17 protein-coding genes are annotated in these 20368 nt (G+C 63.2%); 12 read left to right on the top strand and 5 right to left on the bottom strand.

What is annotated here, in order from left to right; genetic code table 11:
* Positions 1-173: 173 nt before the first annotated feature.
* A complete protein-coding gene (locus tag A0J57_RS23750; protein ID WP_061934311.1) occupies positions 174-947 on the bottom strand; it encodes an SDR family oxidoreductase in 774 nt (257 codons plus the stop codon).
* 149 nt (positions 948-1096) lie between these two features.
* Here A0J57_RS23750 and A0J57_RS23745 point away from each other — a divergent pair, with 149 nt between their 5' ends.
* The 7 genes from A0J57_RS23745 (at position 1097) to A0J57_RS23715 (ending at position 10880) form a co-directional block, all read left to right on the top strand.
* Positions 1097-2299 carry an acyl-CoA dehydrogenase family protein gene (locus A0J57_RS23745; RefSeq protein ID WP_061934309.1) on the top strand — a complete coding sequence of 401 codons (1203 nt, stop codon included), beginning with the start codon at positions 1097-1099 and terminating at the stop codon, positions 2297-2299.
* A gap of 16 nt (positions 2300-2315) precedes the next feature.
* The gene (locus tag A0J57_RS23740) at positions 2316-3443 is read left to right on the top strand and encodes an acyl-CoA dehydrogenase family protein (RefSeq protein ID WP_061934307.1); all 1128 of its coding nucleotides are present in this window, start codon (positions 2316-2318) and stop codon (positions 3441-3443) included.
* 164 nt (positions 3444-3607) lie between these two features.
* Positions 3608-4450 carry a MarR family winged helix-turn-helix transcriptional regulator gene (locus A0J57_RS23735; RefSeq protein ID WP_061934305.1) on the top strand — a complete coding sequence of 281 codons (843 nt, stop codon included), beginning with the start codon at positions 3608-3610 and terminating at the stop codon, positions 4448-4450.
* Positions 4451-4525: 75 nt separating this feature from the next.
* Positions 4526-5737, top strand: a complete 1212-nt coding sequence (locus tag A0J57_RS23730) for a sulfotransferase (protein ID WP_235600947.1) — start codon at positions 4526-4528, stop codon at positions 5735-5737.
* Between the two features lie 40 nt (positions 5738-5777).
* Positions 5778-7022, top strand: coding sequence for a hypothetical protein (locus tag A0J57_RS23725; protein ID WP_061934303.1), 1245 nt, complete (start codon positions 5778-5780; stop codon positions 7020-7022).
* 318 nt (positions 7023-7340) lie between these two features.
* The gene (locus A0J57_RS23720; protein ID WP_076605822.1) at positions 7341-9689 is read left to right on the top strand and encodes a TonB-dependent receptor; all 2349 of its coding nucleotides are present in this window, start codon (positions 7341-7343) and stop codon (positions 9687-9689) included.
* A gap of 105 nt (positions 9690-9794) precedes the next feature.
* Positions 9795-10880, top strand: a complete 1086-nt coding sequence (locus A0J57_RS23715) for a phosphotransferase (RefSeq protein WP_061934545.1) — start codon at positions 9795-9797, stop codon at positions 10878-10880.
* A 25-nt stretch (positions 10881-10905) separates the two neighbouring features.
* Here A0J57_RS23715 and A0J57_RS23710 read toward each other — a convergent pair whose 3' ends face one another.
* The 3 genes from A0J57_RS23710 to A0J57_RS23700 are packed head-to-tail and all read right to left on the bottom strand — an operon-like array spanning position 10906 to position 13476.
* Positions 10906-11394: a VOC family protein gene (locus tag A0J57_RS23710; RefSeq protein WP_226870406.1), complete on the bottom strand. Its 489-nt coding sequence runs from the start codon at positions 11392-11394 to the stop codon at positions 10906-10908.
* A gap of 19 nt (positions 11395-11413) precedes the next feature.
* Positions 11414-13051 (bottom strand): AMP-binding protein, encoded by a 1638-nt coding sequence (locus A0J57_RS23705; protein WP_082718599.1) that lies wholly within the window; start codon positions 13049-13051, stop codon positions 11414-11416.
* Positions 13048-13476 (bottom strand): carboxymuconolactone decarboxylase family protein, encoded by a 429-nt coding sequence (locus A0J57_RS23700; protein WP_025550538.1) that lies wholly within the window; start codon positions 13474-13476, stop codon positions 13048-13050. The genes A0J57_RS23705 and A0J57_RS23700 overlap by 4 nt, the downstream gene beginning before the upstream one ends.
* Positions 13477-13741: 265 nt before the next feature.
* Between A0J57_RS23700 and A0J57_RS23695 the strand changes: the two genes are divergently transcribed.
* Entirely contained in the window at positions 13742-14968 is a 1227-nt protein-coding gene (locus A0J57_RS23695) for an amidohydrolase family protein (RefSeq protein WP_061934302.1), read from the top strand.
* 25 nt (positions 14969-14993) lie between these two features.
* On the opposite strand, the gene A0J57_RS23690 is transcribed toward A0J57_RS23695, so the two are convergent.
* Entirely contained in the window at positions 14994-15767 is a 774-nt protein-coding gene (locus A0J57_RS23690; protein ID WP_061934300.1) for an IclR family transcriptional regulator, read from the bottom strand.
* 159 nt (positions 15768-15926) lie between these two features.
* On the opposite strand from A0J57_RS23690, the gene A0J57_RS23685 reads away from it, so the two are divergent.
* The 4 genes from A0J57_RS23685 (at position 15927) to A0J57_RS23670 (ending at position 20151) form a co-directional block, all read left to right on the top strand.
* Positions 15927-16769 carry an IclR family transcriptional regulator gene (locus tag A0J57_RS23685; RefSeq protein ID WP_025550544.1) on the top strand — a complete coding sequence of 281 codons (843 nt, stop codon included), beginning with the start codon at positions 15927-15929 and terminating at the stop codon, positions 16767-16769.
* 19 nt (positions 16770-16788) lie between these two features.
* Positions 16789-17736, top strand: a complete 948-nt coding sequence (locus A0J57_RS23680; RefSeq protein ID WP_061934298.1) for an alcohol dehydrogenase catalytic domain-containing protein — start codon at positions 16789-16791, stop codon at positions 17734-17736.
* 87 nt (positions 17737-17823) lie between these two features.
* Entirely contained in the window at positions 17824-19011 is a 1188-nt protein-coding gene (locus A0J57_RS23675) for an acyl-CoA dehydrogenase family protein (RefSeq protein ID WP_061934296.1), read from the top strand.
* 6 nt (positions 19012-19017) lie between these two features.
* On the top strand, positions 19018-20151 hold the full coding sequence (locus tag A0J57_RS23670; protein WP_061934294.1) for an acyl-CoA dehydrogenase family protein: 1134 nt from the start codon (positions 19018-19020) through the stop codon (positions 20149-20151).
* The last annotated feature ends 217 nt before the right edge of the window (positions 20152-20368 follow it).

The following is a 20368-nucleotide window of genomic DNA, read 5'->3' as shown; positions in this document are numbered from 1 at the left end:
GAGTTTGCCCTGCCCAGGCGGGGTGGATAATTCCAGACTCGCTGGACTGAGTGATTTGGGTGGATTGCGGACATTCCCCCTCCCGCCTGCGGGAGGGGGAATGTCCGCAATCCACCCAAATCACTCAGTCCAGCGAGTCTGGAATTATCCACCCCGCCTGGGCAGGGCAAACTCTATGCCTCCCGCCGCACCTGCTCACCGAACAGCAGCAGCGACTGGTCCGTCGGCAATGCGGCCCAGATTTGGCGCGCCGCGCTGTCTATGTCCATGACGCCGATGCCCTGTTCCATCTGCCTGCGCATCTGCGAAGCGATCGGATAATTGTCGTCGGCCATCGCCGCGACATGCCGGGTGAGGGGGGTGTCGACGAAGCCGGGCCGCACCGCCGTGACCCAGACGTTGCGTCTATCCCGCATCGCCAGTTCCCGGCGCGCCACCCGCACCCACATTTCCAGGCCGGCCTTGCCGGCGCAATAGACGCTTTGTCCGATGGTGGGAGAGCGGGCGGAGGAAGAGGACATCATGACCAGCCCCGCCTCTCCGGCAAAGCCGCTCTCTCCGACCGCGCGCAGGAACATCTCTCCCAGCCGCAATGGCGCGGCGACATTCGCGGTGATGTCGCGGGCATAATCGTCCGGCGGCACCTCTCCGACAAAGCCCGTCATCCCCTTCATATGCGCGTTCTGGATGAATATCGCGCGGGCACCCCGAAAATTGGCGAGGCTATCGGCAAAATGCGCGCCGACATTGTCCCAGCTCTCGGGATCGGCCAGGTCGAGGAAGATGCTCTCATGATGGGGATGCGGCCGCCGCGACAAATTGATGATGCGCGCATCGCCATGGGGAACGTTGCGCGCCAGGCCCAGGCCGATGCCCTCGGTCGCGCCCGAAATCCATATCAGGCTGCCGCGTTCCGCATCCGCATCTTCTTTATCTGCATTTTGCATGTATGATTTTCATCATGACGACTATCTGCTGTCAAATCGTGCCGCCGCACCATCGCATGGATGATGCTGCTCCCCGTCCTGCTTGCACCCCTGGGGAGTGCAGGCCATGGAAATCGGGTATCACCCTATAGTCAGCCGGAGCCGATCCGATGGAATTGCGCCTCGATCCCGATCTTCAAACCTTCCGGACGGAAGTGCGCGCCTTTATCGACAGCGTCTTGCCCGCCGACATGAAGGAGCGCCAGCGTCGGAAGGTCGCCAACAACGCCGCCGTGCCCGACTTGCTGGAATGGATGCGCATCCTCAACGCCCATGGCCGATCCGTGCCGCACTGGCCGGTGGAGTTTGGCGGCTGCGGCTGGACTCCGATGCAGCTCTTCATCTTCAATGAGGAATTGTACAGGGCCGACGCGCCCGAATTCGACTGGGGCGGCACGCATATGCTAGGGCCGGTGCTCTACACCTATGGTTCCGATTATCTGAAGGACAGGTTCCTGCCCATGATCCGCGAAGGCGCGACGATGTGGGCGCAGGGCTTTTCCGAACCGGGGTCGGGCTCCGATCTCGCCTCGCTGCGCACCAGCGCCGAACTGGTCGGCGACAAATATATCGTCAACGGGCAGAAGATCTGGACCAGCGGCGCCGCACATGCGGACTGGGGCTTTTTCCTGGTCCGCACCGACAAGACTGTAAAGCCGCAGCGCGGCATCAGTTTCCTGATCATCAAGATGGACACGCCGGGCATCACCGTGCGCCAGATTCCGCAGATCAATGGCGAGGCGCATCTGTGCGAGGTGTTCCTGGACAATGTCGAAGTGCCCGCCGACCAGTTGATCGGGGAGCCGGGCATGGGCTGGACCTATGCCAAGTTCCTGCTGGAGCATGAGCGTACCACGTCCAGTTTCATTTACTGGAGCAAGCGTGAGCTTGCCCGCGCGAAGGACATCGCGCTTGGGGAAATCGTGGGCGACCGCCGCGTCGCGGACGATCCCGCCTTCCGGGCCCGCTTCGCGAAGGCGGAGGCGGATCTGCTCGCGCTGGAATGGTCCGTGCTGCGCGTGCTGGCGCATGAGGAGTTGGACGCGCCGGAGGCTGCCGCCGCCTCCGTGCTGAAGATCAGGGGCTCGGAACTCCAGCAGGAAATCACCATGTTGCAGGTCGACGCCATGGGTGCCAAGTCGCTGCGCTTCTTCGACGCCGCGCCCGTCCCGCCGCCGGCGCCCACGGACGTGTGGCCCGACTATGCGCCCGGCCGGACCACCGTGGCGCTGATCAACCGGGCGGCGACCATCTATGGCGGCTCGAAGCAGATCCAAAAGAATATTCTGGCCAGGCTCGCCTTCGGCCTTTGAGGGGAAGACAGGGACAATGGATTTCGCGAAGTCGGACATTCAGGCGATGCTTCTGGACAGCGCCGATCGGCTGCTGTCCGAAAATGCCGACGTCGAATATTGGCGGCATCAGCGATCGAGCGCGCTGGGCTTTGACGAGGCGCGCTGGGCGCAGTTCGCGGAACTGGGCTGGCTCGCCCTGCCGGTGCCGGAGGCAGCGGGCGGTCTGGACGGCACGATGGAGGATATTGCGCTGCTCAACATCGCGCTTGGCAAGGCGCTGGCGACCGAACCCTATGTCAGCACGGTCGTCCTGGCCGATCATGTGTTCAAGCAGGCGGCGGACGAAGCGCGCGCATTGGAATTGCTGGGGGAGATCGCGGGCGGCACGCTGCGCGTCGCGCTCGCGCATCAGGAAAATGGCGCTCATCCGCTCGATGTCGAAGTGACGGGCACAAAGGCTCGTCCTTCGGGCGACGGTTATATTCTGTCGGGTGCTAAAATCATGGCGCTCGATGCACCGGGCGCGGGGCGGTTGATCGTCTCGGCTCGCATCGAGGGAGAGGAGGGCATCGGCCTGTTCCTCGTGCCCGCCGATGCATCCGGCCTTTCCGCCCGGTCCTATGCGTTGATCGACGGCACCCGCGCGTCCGACATCGTCCTTGCCGATGTAAAGTTGCCGTCCGCGGCTCTGCTGATCGGCGGCAATCGCGGCTCGGCGGTACTGCGCGAGGCGATCGACCGCGCTTCGATCGCGCTGATGGCCCAGGCGGTGGGCGCGATGGAGGCAGCGAACAAAATCTGCGGCGCCTATGTTCAGGAGCGGAAGCAATTCGGTGCCGCGATCGGTTCCTTCCAGGCGATCCAGCATATCATGGCCGATAATTTCGTCGCGGCCCATCAGGCGCGATCCATGCTCTACCATGCCTTGGCCAATGCCGATCAGGATGAGGCGAGGCGGTCCGCCGCGCTCTCCGCTGCGCGGCTCGTCGTCGGGGAGGCCGGGCAGACCGTCTCGCGCAACGGCATTCAGGTGCATGGCGGCTATGGCCTGACCGATGAATATGCGATCGGCCATTATTTCCGGCGCCTGATGTGCATCGAAAAGCAATATGGCGACCTGATCCAGCATGGCGAGCGGTTCGGGAACAGCATCTTCGGCTAAAGCCTGTCCCGATCAGGGCCGAGGCACAAGCTGTTCCCGCGCAGGCAGGAACGGGTTTTCCCGAAGCAGGAAAATTCGCCTGGGCGGGAATTTCGGTCCTTGGCCGGGCAGGCGGATCGCGCCCGCCCCTTGCGGATCGTATCGGCCTATGGCTTTGTGGCGCGATGACGGGAAGGGCCAGGACTGGGGAAGGGCGGCGGGACCTTGAGGCATGCCGCGCCGCGCTGGAGGCGCATTATGCGGTGCATCGCACCATTCCATCGATGGCGGGCCTTGCCCGGCTGTGGGACTATGCCAGCAAATCCTCGGCATCCCGGCGCGTCGATCAACTGATCGAGGCGGGCGTGCTGCTCTGGTCGACCGACCGGCGGCTGGCGCCCGGCCCGGCCTTTCGCATCCTGCCCGACCCGCAGGCGCAGGTCAGCGATGCTCCGCACCTGAACGATACGGGTCCGAACGATAATGGCCGACACGATCCCGATCCGCTTCAGGCCGCGCTGGCGGCCTGGGCGACCGACTATGATCCCGTGCTGGTCCGCGCCTATTCCGTCACCACGCGCCTGCTGCGCCTAGCCCGCAGCATGGAGCGGCATATGACGCAGTCCGCCGCAAGGGAGGGGCTGACCTCGGGCGACGTGCTCCTGCTCGATGCGTTGTACCGCGTGGGGCCGCCCCATCGCATCGCGCCGACTGCACTCAAACATTATTTCCTCATGTCGCTGGCGGGCGTCGCCAAGCGGGTCGACCGGCTGGAGGCGCTCGGCTTCATTCGCCGCGTTCCCAATCCCGACGACCGGCGCGGCCTGTTCATCGAATTGACCCATGCAGGTCGAGCCGCGCTCACCAGGCTGGTGGCGGTCGACCGCACCGCTCCGCACATCCTTTGGCCAACGATGCTCAGCGATCAGCAATATCAGGCCATGATAGAATCCCTGACGGTCGCGGAAGCGGTCGTGGCCGCTGCCGATCAGAACGATCGTTCCGAATTCCCTCCTCCAGATATGTGATGTTCTGCGAGTTCATTGACTTTTCTGCGCCAATCCGATCCAGTTTCCATATCTTGGTAAACTAAATAGGAGCGGATGATGCGGAGCAGGTCGGAAAAGGTTGGAAATGTCGCTACCCTTTCGACCGGCATAGACGCTTCGGCTCTCATTCGTAGCTCGCAGATGATCGCCGGCCATTTCGATACGCCCGATCCCGCGCTGGTCGGACGGGTCGAGCGGTTCATAGCCTGGCTGAACGACCAGCCCCCTCTGCGCGCGGAGCAGAAGGCCGACGTCGAACTGCAACTGCGCAAGCTGTTATCGACGCGCCTGCGCCTGGCCGCCGACCGCAAGCGCATTCCCGCCATTGCCGAGGAGAAGATCGAGCGACCCATTTTCGTCATCGGCTTCGGCCGTACCGGCACCACGCTCATCCATTCGCTACTGGCCGAGGATATTGGCGCCCGCGCACCGCTCTGGTGGCATAGCCATTCGCCCAGTCCACCGCCGGGCGAGGTGCCAGCGACGCCGGAACGGATCGAACTGGCCGCCCGGGAACTGGACGAGATGCTGATGCGCTCGCCCGGTCTGCTGACCCTGCACCCCTATTGGGACAAGCGCGGACATTGCCCGATCGAATGCGAGGAAATCTTCACCCTCGACTTCCAGAACGCCTATCCTTCGCTGCTGTACAAGCTGCCTGCGCTGGCGATGATCCTCGACGCCAGCAATATTGCCGATGCCTACCGCTTCCACCGCCAGTTCCTCCAGCAGTTGCAGTGGCGGCAGCCCACCAGTCATTGGGTGGTCAAGGGCATCTATCACCAGTTCGCTCTGGACGCGCTGTTCGAAGCCTATCCCGATGCGCTGTGCATCTGGCCGCACCGGGACCCGGTTCAGGTTCATCCGTCGATCATGGCGATCACGGCCGTGCTCTATGGCGGCATCACCAACTGGCAGATGGATTTCCAGGCTCTTGGCCCCGCCTTTGTCGAAAGCATCGCCGCATCGCTGTCCGAAACGATGGAAAATCCGCTGGTGGACGATCCGCGCATCTTCCATGTCGATTTCCACGACCTGACGCGCGATCCGGTGGACGTCATCCGCCGCGCCTATGGCCATTGGCAACTGGATTGCACACGGGAATTCGAAGCGCGGATGCGGGCCTGGCTGGCCGATCCCGGCAACGCCTCCAACCGCTATGGCCGCTACGATTATGCGCTGGAGCCTTTCGGCCTCACCCGCGAAATGATCGAGACGGCGTTCGAGGGCTATTCGCGCCGGTTCAGGCTGGGGCGCTTCGCCTGACGTTCGGCCTGATGCCGAATGCCGACATGAGAGAGGGCTGATGACCAATCCAATCGCCAATGCGGATCAGTTCGCCGCCGAAGCGGAAGTTCGCGCCATGTGGGACGATGCGGCAACCAGGGCGGCGCGCGACCATTGCGCGCAGCTCTGGCGCGTGGGTCATGGCGGCGACGTGCCGCCGGAGGTCGAGCCGCTTTTCGACGCGGCGATGGATGCGTGGATCGGCAATTACCTGTTCAAGGCGGCGGCCCGCGATCCGGTCCGGCCTCGCTTCGTGCGTAATTTCATGCCGGGCCATGGCTGGAACGGCGCGGTCGTGCCCGATGCGCGGATGGGCGGCGACAATCCCGACAATTGTTATCGCCTCGCGGGCATCGCACATGGCGGCCGCTATCGGATCGCTGGCCGGGTGATCGACGCTTGCCCGGCGCATGTGTCCTTCACGCTCGTCGAGAACTGGGGCACATCGATGACCATCCAGACAGTCGAACTGCCCGGCATCGATGTGACGCAGGACGGTCGCTTTACGATCATCATAGACGATCAGCCCGCCAATGGGCGGCGCAACCACATGACGACCAATCCACGCGTCAAATTCCTGTTCGTGCGCGATTCGATGATGGATTGGGAAAGAGAGACGCCACTGGCACTGGAGATCGAACGGATCGACGCGGCCGGCGCCCAGCATTTCTCCTTCGAGCAGCGGCTGGACGAAGCGCTGCGGCGGGCGCGGGAAGAGGTGCCGCTCTATTTCTGGTTCTTCCGCCTGTCGGCGGCACGTCCGGCCAACAGCATGCCGCAACCCATGCGCACGGCCAGCGTCGGCGGCCTCGTCACCCAGGCAAGCAGCATCGGAAGGCTTCGTCTGGAGGAGGATCAGGCGGCGATCATCCGCTTCGACCCCGCCGGCGCGGCCTATAGCAGCCTGCAACTGGCGATGTGGTGGTACCGGTCCATCGACGCGCATCTTTTGCAGAGCGGCCTCTCCGCGGCACAAGCGGCGCGCGATGCCGACGGGCTGATCACCACGGTCGTTTCGGCGCGCGATCCGGGCGTCGCTAATTGGGTGCAGACGGACGGATTGCGCGACCTGTTGCCGATGATCCGCTGGCAGGGTCTTCCGGAAACGCAGCAGGGCGCTGGGCCGATTCACTGGCTCGACATCCTGCCCTTCGACCGGCTGGACGCGCATTTGCCCGCCGGCATCGCGCGGACGAACCGGCAGCAGCGCGAGGATCAACTCCGCGCACGGCGCGCCGCCTGGTCGCGCAGGATCAGCGTTTGAGTGAAAATATCCGGGCGGCCGGACAAAAGCATCCGAAAAAGATCTGGAGATTTGCTTTGGTCGGAACGTTGATGCCCATGTAACCGTAAGGAATGGAAAGCGAAAAGCCGGCGGCCGAACTGTGGCCTGGAATCAACCATCCGCTCAAATCTTCATCCTCTTCCTCCGGCGATCAGAAGATCGTGTATCTGATGATGCATAACATCCGCTAATCAAGGGTTTGGCATGGCCGGAAATGAGGCTAGCTGGCTTTCATCCGTTCGCCGGCTTCAGAGCAGAGCCTATTGGCCGGTTCCATCCAGTCCTTGAGAGGATGCAATGACCTATCGACGCTATCTTGCCGCGACCTGTGCGGCCCTGTTCATATCCGCGCCTGCCTTCGCGCAGGATAATGCGCAGCCGCAGGCCGAAGGCGTGTCGAGCGGCGACATCGTGGTCACGGCGCGCCGTCGCGACGAAGCGCTCCAGGATGTGCCGATTTCCGTCTCCGCCATTTCGGGCGAACAGCTTTCCCGCTCGGGCGTGACCGACGTTCAGGGTCTGCAATATCGCACCCCTTCGCTGTCGATCACGAGCGCGCAGAGCCAGCGCAACACCGTCGCCTTCTCGTTGCGCGGCCAGCGCACGCAGGAAACGCAGCTTTTCACCGACCCGCCGGTCGGCACCTATTTCGCTGAAGTGGTGCAGCCGCGCCCCTATGGTTTCGGCAACAGCCTTTACGATCTGGAATCGGTTCAGGTTCTGAAGGGCGTCCAGGGCACGCTCTTCGGCCGCAACATGACCGGCGGCGCGGTGCTGGTCGAGCCTGCTCATCCGAAGCTGGGCGAATTCGCCGGCGAAGTACGCGGCCAATATGGCAATTACGACATGCACGACCTGTTCGGCATGGTGAATGTGCCCGTCGGGGATTCCGTCGCCCTTCGCTTCGCGGGCAAGACCCGCGAGCGCGACGGCTGGGCGCGCGACATCGGCAGCGGCCTGCGCCTCGACAACCAGAATTACGACACGTTCCGCGTGTCGGCGCTGGTCTCGCCTGGCAACGGCATCGAATCGCTGACTATATTCGACTGGTTCAAGTCGCGGGAAAACGGCACGGCGTCTTTCCTGACGTCCATCAACTATCCTTCGGCTCTCAACAACTATGCCAGGCTCGCGGATATTCCGGGTCAGTTCGCGGAGGCGCAGCAGCTTTTCCGCTCGCGCCGCTTCACGCTCAATTCCGGGTCGGGCAATGGCAGCAATCTCGACGTGTTCGGCCTGCCGCGGGAGAGCATCAAGAACTGGGGCATCACCAACAAGACGACCTGGGATCTGGCCGACGGCCTGACGCTGAAGAATATCTTCGGTTATCGCAAGGAGCGTCGGGATACCGTTCAGGATTATGACGGCATTCCCGCCTTCCTGATCGCCCCTTATCAGTTTGCGCGTTCACGCAACATTTCCGAAGAACTGCAACTTCAGGCCAAGATGTTCGAAAACCGGCTCGACCTCATCGTCGGCGGTTATTATTTCGAGGAAAAGGGCATTGACGGTTCGCTTGCCAATACGCTGCCTCAACTGAATATCCTGGGAGCCGGCCTCAATCCTGCGACGACAGACGCGACGCTGTTCGTCACCAGCAATCCGGGCGAAGGCTATTCGCGCACCGCGGCCGCATTCGTCGCCGGCACCTTCAAGGTCACGGATCAGCTCAGCCTGTCCGGCGGTCTTCGCTATAATTATGACAAGCGCAAGATCACCGTTTCGCCTTCGCAGCCCAGCTATCCCAATGCTGACGGCACCTTCGGCCGCTGCTCGTTCGACACCGATACGTCGACTGCCGGCGTTCAGCGGGTTCCGCTCAGCCAATGTTCCTTCACCAACAGCAAGTCGTTCAAGGAATGGACCTACGACGCGACGGTGCAATATGAGCCGAGCCCGGAAGTCACCACCTATGCGTCCTATCGCCATGGTTTCCGCGCGGGCGGCTTTTCGACCCGGGCCACCGACGCGATCACGCTGCGGCCGTTCCTGCCCGAATTCGTCGATGAATATGAAATCGGCCTGAAGACCAACCACCGGCTGGGCGCGGGCCGCCTGACCACCAGCACCGCCCTGTTCCGTCAGGACGGCAGCGACGTGCAGAAGCAGCGCGCGACCTTCATCGACGGCAATGTCTTCACCATCGTCGACAACACCGCCAAGCAGCGCAATGTCGGCGGCGAGTTCGAGGCGAATTTCAGCACCAACAGCTTCTCGCTGGCGGCCTTCTATTCCTATACGAAGGTCGACATCCGGGCAGGCCGGGTCGTGCTGAACGGCCTGACCGAGTTCGAACAGCGCGGGGTGCCCAAGCATCAGCTCGGCGCCACGGCAACCATTTCGCCGCCGGTCAGCGAAGATCTGGGCCAGCTCAACTTCGTCCTGAACTATACCTGGCGCAGCAAGATCTATCTCGACGACTTCGAGATACAGGGCGTGCAGCCCGCCTATTCGCTGATCAACCTGCGCGCCGAACTCAACAATGTCGGCGGTTCGGGCGCTTCGGTGGCGGCCTTCGTCAACAATGCGCTGAACGAGACCTACCGCATCGGCGTGCTGGGCCTCATCGCGGAAGGGCTGGGCTTCCAGAACAGCGTCTACGGCGAACCGCGCACCTATGGCGTGGAAGTCGGCTTCAAATTCTGATCCGGACCGGGCCGTGAAGCATCAAGGGGGCGCAGAGTTCTGCGTCCCCTTTTTCTTGCACGCCGCCGTCTGGCATTCTGTGCGGAAACGATGCTGGAGAGAATGATGAGTGAGGCTTATCCCGCCGATGCGCTACCCCTGCCGTTGACGCCGCAGCAGATCGACAGCGCGTGGCTGACCCGCGCCTTGCGCCAGCGGCTGCCTCATATATCCGTTGTTGAATCGCAGGTGATCGATGTCATTCTCGGCACATCGACCAAGATTCGCGTTCGCCTCGCCGTGGAAGGGGAGGGCGCCGGGCAGATTGGCGAAACCCTGATCGTCAAGGGCGGCTTTGAGGAGCATAGCCCGAAGATGGCGGCGATGTACGCCAATGAAACGCGCTTCTACGCCGACATCCAGCCGCTCATCCCCATGCCGTCGCCGCGCGCCTATTTCGCTGGCACCGACCCCCATTCGCACCAATCCATCGTCATCATGGAGGATCTGAAGCGCCCCGGCGTCGATTTCTGCGACGCTTTGCGCCCGCAACGGTTCGACCAGATCGCCCGCCGCATGCAGACTATGGCCGCCTATCATGCCGCGACCTGGGCTTCACCCCATTTCCGGCCCGGTGGCCGCTGGGCCGACATCGCCAGCCGGTTCGACGGTTGGGGGCTGGACTATATGCGCCGTTATCTCCTGCCCGATGTCTGGGCGCATTATATGGCCTTGCCGCGTGGCGCGGCCGTCTCCACCCGGCTGCACGACCGCGACTGGATGGAACGGGCGCTGATGACCATAGGGGAGATTCAGCGCGCCCAGCCCCGCTGCCTGATCCATGGCGACACGCATCTGGGCAATCTCTACATATTGGAGGACGGCACGCCCGGCTATTTCGACGCGCAGGTGGCGCAGACCGCCTGGCACCATGAAGTCTCCTATCATATCGTCTGCGCCGCCGACCTGGCTGACCGCGCCGCATGGGAAGGCGATCTGCTGCGTATCTATCTCGACGCGCTGGCGCGGGAGGGTGGTCCCGTTCTGGATTGGGAAGCGGCCTGGCTCGACTACAGGCGGTCTATCCTGTGGGGCCTGTTCATCTTCCTCACCAATGAGGTGCGGTTTCAGACCGAGGCCGTCAACACCGCCTATGCGGCCCGCTTCGGGCAGGCGGCGCTGGACCACGATCTGCGTCTCCTATTGCCTTAGGGCAAATAGGAGACGCAGCGCGCGTTCATATCGCCAGTTCATTCATGAACTTGTCGATTCTGGCGTTCAGTCTGTCGACCAAAGCGCGGTCCGAAAGCTCCACATAATAGCCAAGCTGCTCCACCGTATCGAGGTGGATCACCGCCGCATCACCATTGGGCATTTTGGCGCCCCAGCTTTCGAACACGCAATCGACGCCATCGGGTCGCTGCGACAGGTCGTCGACCGCATAGCCGAGATGGAAAATGCCTTCACCGCGCGTTTCCAGCCATTCCCTGGCATTCCCCTGGCCGACCACCGGCTCGATCATTTCCAGATAGACGTCGCCCCATTTGGTGAAGGCGTTCCTATTGGCGAAGCGCCCGCGCCAGTCGCGATAGCGCCCTTCATAATCGGTATCGAGCCGCCAGAAAGGCCCAAGGCCCAGCAGATTGCGATAATGCGCCATGCCTGCATCGATGTCGCGCACGACGACGCCGATCTGATAGAAGTCGCCCTTGAATTTCATGGTCATGCTCGCTTCCATTCTGTGATCAGCCCGCGGCTCGGGCCTTCGCCTGGTCGCGCAGCAGGAATTTCTGGATTTTCCCCAAAGGCGTGCGCGGAAAGTCATCCACCAGGAACAGATGGCGCGGCACCTTGTAATTCGCCATCTGCTCGCGGCTCCAGGCCGTCAGTTCGGCCAGCGTCAGCGTCGCGCCATGCTTCAGGATGACGCAGGCGGCGCAGACCTCGCCCATGCGATCGTCGGGCCAGCCGATGATGCACACATCAGCGATGGCGGGATGTTTGCGCAGGATATTCTCGATCTCCGCCGGATAGGCGTTGAATCCGCCGACGATGACGACATCCTTGAGGCGGTCGAGAATACGGAGCGTGCCGTCCTCGCCAATGCACCCGACATCGCCGCTATGAAGCCAGCCATCCGCGTCGATCGTCGCCGCGGTCTGCTCCGGCTCCTCGAAATAGCCCTGCATGACCACCGGCCCGCGAATCAGCAGTTCGCCGCTTTCTCCGGGAGGCAACGGATTGCCGTCCGTATCGACGATGCGCAGTTCGACGCCGGGCAAAGGCTTGCCGACCGTCTTCGCAATGGTTTCAAAGCTGGCGTCGGGATAGTTGACTGTGGCCAGCGCCGTGCATTCGGTCTGGCCGAAGCTGGTCAGGAACAGGTCGAACCCGAATATTTCCCGCCCGGCGCGGATCAACTCCACCGGAACATTGGATGCGCCCGTATGCCCGACCCGCAGGGATGAGATGTCGAACGCGCCGAAACGTGGATTCTCCATCAGCGAGAAGAAGATGGTCGGCGGTCCCATCAGCACACTGATCTTCTCACGCTCGATCAGCCCCAGCAGCGCTTCCGCGTCGAATGTCGCCAGCGGATAGACGGTGATTCCCGCGACCAGCGCGGAAATCCAGCCCGACCGGTAACCGAAGCTGTGGAAGAAGGGATTGACGATGGCCATGCGGTCGCCGGCCCGCAGGTCGTTGGATTCGTTCCAGATGGCCGGCACCCACAGCGCCTGCCCATGATTGTGCATCGCGCCCTTCGGCTGCCCGGTGGTGCCGCTGGTGAAAAGAATGTCCGCGATGGTCTGCGGCGTCACGGCCGCGATCCGCGCCGCCAGCTCTGCCTCGTCCGCCTGTTCGCGCTGGAAGGCGGCGAAGGCAGGCCCGTCCAGCGCCACGATATGGCTCAACCCCGGCAGGTCGCGCACCGGCCCGGTTTCGCCTGCGCCGCCGCCCGCCTGAACCAGCATGGCGGCATAGTCATTGCCCAGAAATCCCGTCACGGTGAACAGGATCTTGGCGCGCGTCTTCGCCAATATGTAGAGCGCTTCCCCACCCTTGAAGCGGGTATTGACCGGCACCATGATCGCGCCGATGCTTTCCGCCGCCGCCGCCGCGATCATCCATTCCGGGCTGTTGGGCGCCCAGATCGCCACCCGGTCGCCATGGGCCACGCCTTGGGCGATCAGGGCGCGGGCAAGACCGTCCACCCGCTCCTTATATTGCGCGAAGCTGATCCGCGCTCCGTCCTCGCCTATGATGAAGGGCGTGCTGCCATAGCGTGCCGCGACATGGGCGATGACCTGCGGCAATGTGTGTTCCAGCGTCTTCGTCAGGTCGGAAAAATGCGGATTCGCCATGGTCGTCGCGCCGGTCACAACAGCCCCTTTTCCTCGGCCGTCTGTACGTCCGGGGACACGCCCGCTTCCCGCATCGCCTCGATGACCGCCGTCGTGGCGGAGGCGATGCAGGGGAAGCCGACATAGGGGGTAAGCTGCACCAGCAATCCCTCCAGCTCTTGCGCCGTCAGTCCGTTGGCGATGCCGATCTTGACGTGGTTCTTCAGTTCCAGCGACTGTCGCATGGCGATGAGCGCCGATATGACGGCCATGCTCTTTTCCCTGGGCGCTAGGCCCTGATGCTGCCACGCGTCGTGAAAGGCCCAGCTTGCCGCCATGCGCGGAATGGGCGAGCCGAAACGGTCAGCGGTGCAGGCTTCCCGAAAGGCGTTGCCGAACCCTTCGCCCATGATGCCGCTGATGAAGTCGACGCCCGATTTCTGTTTCTCGTCCAGCTCAGCCATCCATTGCCTCCATGCGTTTTGATTGTCTGGCCTATGGGTGGCGGCGTGCCCGCGTCAATAACGCCGCCACTGCCATCGGAGGGTAACACACACTGATCGGCCATCTGATGGCATCGGCATCCCATCGCCTATGTGATGGCAGGGCGGGGCCGATATTCGCGCCATGCAGCCATGCCTATATAGATTTCGACAATTACAGGTTTCGACACTGGGCACCCGGGTTTGATGGCGGCGTGGTCCGTCATGGTTTTGGGGAAGGAACATCATGTCTGCACAAATCGAAGCGGCGGAAACTTCGCCCGTTTATTCCGGTCCGATCTTCGATGCCGATACGCATTTCTGGGAAACGGATGAGGCATGGACGAAATATCTGCCCCAAGACGCCGCCGAACGTTATGGCGTCACGTTCAAGACAGGACCGGACGGCGACTTCGCCATGTATGTGGGGCCGCGCAAGGTGGAGATCAGCGCCGACCATCTGTTCGAGGATGGCCGCGTTCCCGCGCCCGGCAAGCTGCATGAATGGCTGCGCGCCATGAAGGAGGGCAAGGCCGAGATCGACATGCATGTGCCCAAGACCCCGGCCATGGTCGAGCCGGGGGAACGGGTGAAACTGCTCGATGCCTGGGATGTGCGTTCGTCCATCCTCTTCGTCGGCAACATGATCACGGCCATCAGTTTCCTGGACGACCCGCGCTATGCCTATCCGGTATTGAACGCCTATAATGGCTGGATGTACGACCAGTGGAAGTATAATTACAACGACCGCATCTTCTCATGCCCCATCATGACGCTCGACAATGTCGAGGAAGCCTGCAAGGCGCTGAAGGATGTCGTCGCCAAGGGCGCGAAGCTCATCCTGATGCCGATGGGCCCCTATAACGGCAAGGCGCCCGCGCATCCGGATCACGATCCCTTCTGGGCGATCGCCAATGAAGCCGGCATCCGCGTCGTCTTCCATGTTTCCGAAGCCATCTACATGAAGGACCATATGGCGCTGTGGGGGGAGGGGATGCAGCAGTCGCGCATCCGGCAGTCCGCCTTCGTGTGGATGCACGGCTATTCGGAACGGCCGGTGATCGAGACGCTGTCGAGCTTCATCTTCTGGAACTTCTTCGAACGCTTTCCCAATGTAAGGCTATTGTCGGCCGAAAATGGCGCCGAATGGGTTCCGTCCATGCTGGTGAAGATGGACAAGTGCCGGGGCATCGCAAAGAACGGCCATTGGCCCGCCGGCCAGTTGAAGGACCGGCCGAGCGCCATTTTCGCCCGGCATGTGTCGGTCGTCGCCTATCCGGAGGACGATCTGAAATCCATCATCGATCAGGTCGGCAATGCCGATTGGGTGATGATGGGATCGGACTATCCCCATGCGGAAGGCGTCGCGGAACCGCGCCTGTTCGCGGAGGAGGCGTGCAGGGACCTGTCGGCATCGGATGTCCGCAAGGTCATGTATGAAAACGGCATGCGCTTCATGGGCCTGCCGGTCTGAACCTGATCCGGCCCGTCGCCGCGCGTCAGCTTCCCGCTGAGGCGTGGCGGCCCGCCTCCACCGTGGCATTCAGAAGCCGTTCGAAATTCTGCTTCATCCGGTCCAGCGGAGCCGCCAGCATGAGCGCCCCCAGCAGATCGCCGTCAGGGCCCATGACCGGCACCGCCAGGGCCGCGGTATCGCTCAACATCTCCCCGAAGCTGGCGCAATAGCCCTGTTCGCGTATCGCCGCGAGGCCGGCGCGGATGACATCGGGGTCGGTCCGCGTGCTGTCCGTCAACTTCCTGAGATGGGCGCGGGCCAGATATTCCTCCACCTGTTCGGGGCTGGCAAAGGCCATGAGGACGCGCCCGGCAGCGCTGGCGTAGAGCGGCGCACGCAGCCCTGCCTGCATGGCATATCGCACCGGCTGCGGGCTGTTGCTCGCCTCGGTATAGATGGCCTGCCCGATTTCCCAATCGGCAATGGCGAACCCCACCGACTCGCGGGTTTCGGAGGCGAGCTGCTTGACCAGGGCGCGGATGAGTTCCGGCGCCGACCAATGACGCACGATCCGGCTGGCGAAATGATAGGCCGCCGGACCCAGTCGGTATCGCCCCTCCTGACAGGACAGATAATGCATGTCGCACAGGCCCCGCAGCGTGTCGATGAATGTGCTCTTGGGCACCGTCATGACCGCGCTGAGTTCGGACAGGCTCATGCCGTCCTGCTTGCCTGCCAGCAGGGCCAGCAGATCGAGCACGCGGGTGATCGCCTTCGGTCCGCGGGCGCGGGTTTCCTCTGATTTGGCCTGCTGCATCGTCCCCTGTTCACCTTTCCGGTCTCACCTCGCATTGCATAGCTGTTCGAAAATTCGAACGCAATTCGAAAAACCGTTGGACATTATATTCATGATGCGGTACGAAAATCCGTGCAGCAGATGCAATTTCATGCATCCGCGGGAGGAAGAGGAAAGCCAATGGCCACCAGCGCATCCCGGACCATCAAATCCGCGCATCGAGTGCTGGAGATCCTGGAATATTTCGACCAGGATCGCCGCGTCGCCACCGTCATGGAAATGTCGCGCACGCTGAACTATCCGCAATCCAGCACATCCGAACTGCTCCGCTGCCTGACGCGGCTGGGCTATCTCCACTATAATCGCGTTCGCCGGACCTACAGTCCGACCGCGCGGGTCGCCCTGCTCGGCGCCTGGGTGAAGCCTTCATTGTTCCGTGGCGGGCCGGTGCTGTCCGCAATCGACGAGATCGCCAAGCTGACGGGCGAAACGGTGCTGCTGTCGACGAGTTCCAACTATGTGCTGCAGCATCTGCATGTCATCCACGGCAATAATGAGGATGCGCTCGATGCTCATGCGGGCGATCAGCTGTCCATCCTGCACAGCACGCAGGGGCGGCTGCTGCTTTCGAGCTACCGCAATGAAGGCATCCGTTCCGCGGTCCACCGCCTGAACGCGGAGGAAACAGACCTGTCCCGGCATGTCCGCCTTGCCGAGCTTCTGTCCGAATTCGCCGTGCTGCGTGAAAAGGGCTGGGCCATCGAACAGGATCGGGACGGGGTCGGCTGCGTCGCTGTATTGCTGCCTTTCGGCCGGAATATGGATCGGCTGACCGTCAGCGTCATCGCCCGGCCGTCCGTGATTGCGGAGCGCGGACAGGAAATGCTGGACCTGCTGATCAGCCGCAAAGCCCGGATTGCCGAACTGCATCAGGAGGAAGACGGGCTGGAGCGGGACAGCAGCAATGTCGTGAAAATGCCCGAGACGATCAAGATCGCCAGCTACCGGCGGCATTTCGCCTGAGCGCAGGGCCGGTATCGGCGTGAACCGCGCGGTGCTGCCCTGCGGAAAGGGGCATGTCCGCCTTGCGGAGGCGCCGGCGCCGTCCGTGCCCCGGAATGATGAAGTGCTGGTGCGCATGGCCTATGCGCCTGTCAATCCGGCTGACCTTCTGGCGATTGAAGGCGGATATTCCTTTGATCTGCCGCATGACCAACCGCTGGGAGCCGAGGGCGCGGGGCTGGTGGAGGCAGTGGGCGAAGCCGTTGCCGACCTTCGTCCGGGCGATCTGGTGATGGTGCTTGGTCGGGGCAACTGGTGTGCGATGCGCCTTTTGCCCCGCCGCCTTCTGATAGCTCTGCCGGCCGGATTCGATCCCGTGCAGGCGGCGATGCTGCGGATCAATCCTCCGACCGCTTATCTCCTCCTGCGCAACGCGGGCGTGCGTCCGGGTGACGCGCTGGTCCAGCATGGCGCGGGATCGGTCGTGGCGCATTGGGTTCGCACCTTTGCCGCGCGCATGGACGTCAAGGTTGTCGATGTCGTGCGAAGGCCGCATCCCGCGATACCCGATGCGCTGTTGGACGGCGACGGTCTGGCGGAGCGCGCATTGGCGGCGTCGGGCGGGCGGCCTGTCCGCGCCGCACTCGATTGCGTGGCGGGCGCGGCGACCGGCCGGCTTGCAAGCTGCCTGGCGCCGGGCGGCCGGCTGTTGCTGTTCGGCCATCTCTCCGGCGAGCCGATCCAGGTTCGTTCGCAATTGCTGACCGGCGGCGGTCTCTCGATCTTGGGCTTCAGCCTTCGCCCTGCGGAGGAGGCCATGGGTGTTGAGGGCGTGCACGCCATGTTCGGGGAACTGGCCGCGCTCCATGCCGCCGATCCGCCGTCCCTGCCGGTGCGCGCCATCGTTCCGCTGTCCCGTGCGGAGGAGGGGATTGCGCTTGCCCGGACGGGCGGGGGCGGGCGCGTGCTGTTCGATCTGACGCAATGATATCGGGCATGTGAAGGCCTTGGTCGCGCCGTTGACTTGGGAGCCTAATGCCTGCTGGGGAAGGGGTTCTTATATGGGAACAGCGCGATGAAACTGGATTTTACGCCCGAGGAAACGGCCTTCCGCGATGAGGTGCGGACCTTCCTCAAGGATGCCCTCCCAGAGGATCTGCGGCGCAAGATGATCAACCGCGATCATCTGACCAAGGAGGATACGGTCCGGTGGCAACGCATCCTCAACGCGCGGGGATGGGCCGCGACGCATTGGCCCGTCGAATATGGCGGGCAGGCCTGGACCCCGGCTCAGCGCTATATCTTTCAGGAGGAGATGGCGTTGGCCCATGCCCCGGAAGGATCGCCGTTCAATGTCAACATGATCGGTCCGGTGCTGTGCAAGTTCGGCACGCCGGCGCAGAAGGACCGGTTCCTGGCGGCCACCGCCAATATCGACATCTGGTGGTGCCAGGGCTTTTCCGAACCCGGCGCTGGTTCCGACCTTGCCAGCCTCAAGACGACGGCGGTTCGAGACGGCGATCATTATGTCCTCAACGGACAGAAGATCTGGACGACACAGGCCCAGCATGCGGACTGGATGTTCGGCCTGTTCCGCACCGACAGCAGCGGCAAGAAGCAGCAGGGCATCACCTTCCTGCTGCTGGACATGAAGACGCCGGGCATCACCGTCCGCCCGATCGAGACGATCGACGGCGAGCATGACGCCAATGAAGTCTTCTTCGACGATGTGCGCGTGCCGGTGGAGAATGTCATTGGCGAGGAAGGCCGGGGCTGGGACGTCGCCAAGCATCTGCTGGGCAGCGAACGCAGCGGCATCGCCCGCATCGGTCTTTCCAAGGAAAGGCTTTCGCAACTGCGCGCGCTGGAGAGCCGCCTTGCCGCGGACGGCACCCTGACCGACGAAGAACAGCGCCGCCTTGCGCACAAGCTTGCGGAGGTGGAGGTGGAATTGCGGGCGCTGGAACTGACCCAGTTGCGCGTCGTCGCCGCCGATGCCCATGGCGGCGGCGCCAACGCGGCGGCGTCCATCCTGAAGGTCAAGGGCACGGAAATGCAGCAGCGCATGACCGAACTGGTCGCTGAGCTGGCAGGCCCGGCTGGCCTCGCCATGCCCGACCATGACCATGCGCCTAACGATCCGGACGATGGTTGGGTCAACGCCGCCGCTCCTTTCTATTTCACGATGCGCAAGGTGTCGATCTTCGGTGGGTCCAATGAGGTCCAGAAGAACATCATCGCCAAGACCATGCTGGGACTTTGACGCGCCATGGATTTCGACCTGAACGACGAACAGAAGATGCTGCAGGAAACCGTCACGCGGTTCGTGGCGGAAACCTACGACTTCCAGAAGCGCGAACATGCGCTCAGGACGCCCGATGGCTGGAGCCGGGATGCCTATGCAGGTCTTGCGGAGATGGGCCTGCTCGCGCTACCGTTCGCGGAAGAAGATGGCGGCTTCGGCGGCGGCGGCGTGGAGATGATGATCGTCATGGAGGCGCTGGGGCGCGGCCTGATGGTCGAACCCTATTTCGCAACCGTGGTGCTGGCGGGCGGCGTGCTGCGCCATGGCGCGTCAGCGCAGCAGCGCGGGGACATCGTTCCGGGCATTGCGGCTGGCGAGCGCATCCTGACGCTGGCGCATGGCGAGAAGGGCCTGCCGCGCCATACGCTGGCGGCGCGCACGACCGCGTCTGCGTCGGGCGATGGATGGACGCTCGATGGCCGCAAGATCGCGGTCCTGCATGGGCAGAGCGCCGATACGTTCATCGTGAGCGCGATGACGGGAGAGGGCCTTTCGCTCTTCCTCGTGGATGCGGCGGCGGCTGGCGTGACGGTCGAGGGGAAGCGCGGCTATGATGGCGTGCCGGTCGCCACGCTCGCCCTGTCGGGCGTCAATGTCCCGAAAGACGCGCTCATCGGCGCGGCGGGGCAGGGGGAGGGCATATTGGCCCGCGTGTTCGAGGAAGCGACCGCTGCACTGGTGGCGGAATCGGTCGGCGCCATGGCGGAGACGTTGGATGTCACCGTCGACTATCTCAAGACCCGCCAGCAATTCGGCGTCGCCATCGGCAGCTTCCAGGCGCTCCAGCATCGCGCCGTCGAAATGCTGATGCAGCTTGAACTGTCGCGCAGCATGGCGATCCTTGCGGCACTGTCGCTCGACAGCGATGCCGATCAACGGAGCCGCAACATCTCCGCAGCCAAGGCGCAGATCGGCAAGTCAGGCCGCATCATCGGGCAGGAAGCGGTGCAGATGCATGGCGCCATCGGCATCACCGCCGAATATAAGGTCGGCCACGCCTTCAAGCGGCTGACCGCCATCGACGCGCTGTTGGGCGACCGGGACTGGCATCTGGCCCGCCTGGTGGAAAAGCGCGGCGTCTATCCCGCCTCTGCCTGAGGGTCGTTGCTGATGTCGCTGACGGGGACCGGCGCGTTTCCGTCAGCATAGGGCGCATGTTCCAGGCGGTTAGGCCGCGTGGAAGAGATTCAGAATGTCGGGAAATTGGCCAATCCAAGACCTTCCCCTCCCGCAGGCGGGAGGGGTTAGGGGTGGGTGCGAGCGCAGCGAGCTTCCAGCTTAGCCGTTGAAAATTCACGCTGATGTCGCGCCCGCC

The sequence above is a fragment of the Sphingobium sp. 22B genome (genome assembly GCF_001580035.1).
In the GTDB taxonomy this organism is placed as follows: domain Bacteria; phylum Pseudomonadota; class Alphaproteobacteria; order Sphingomonadales; family Sphingomonadaceae; genus Sphingobium; species Sphingobium fuliginis.
This window is presented reverse-complemented; position numbering and strand designations above follow the sequence as displayed.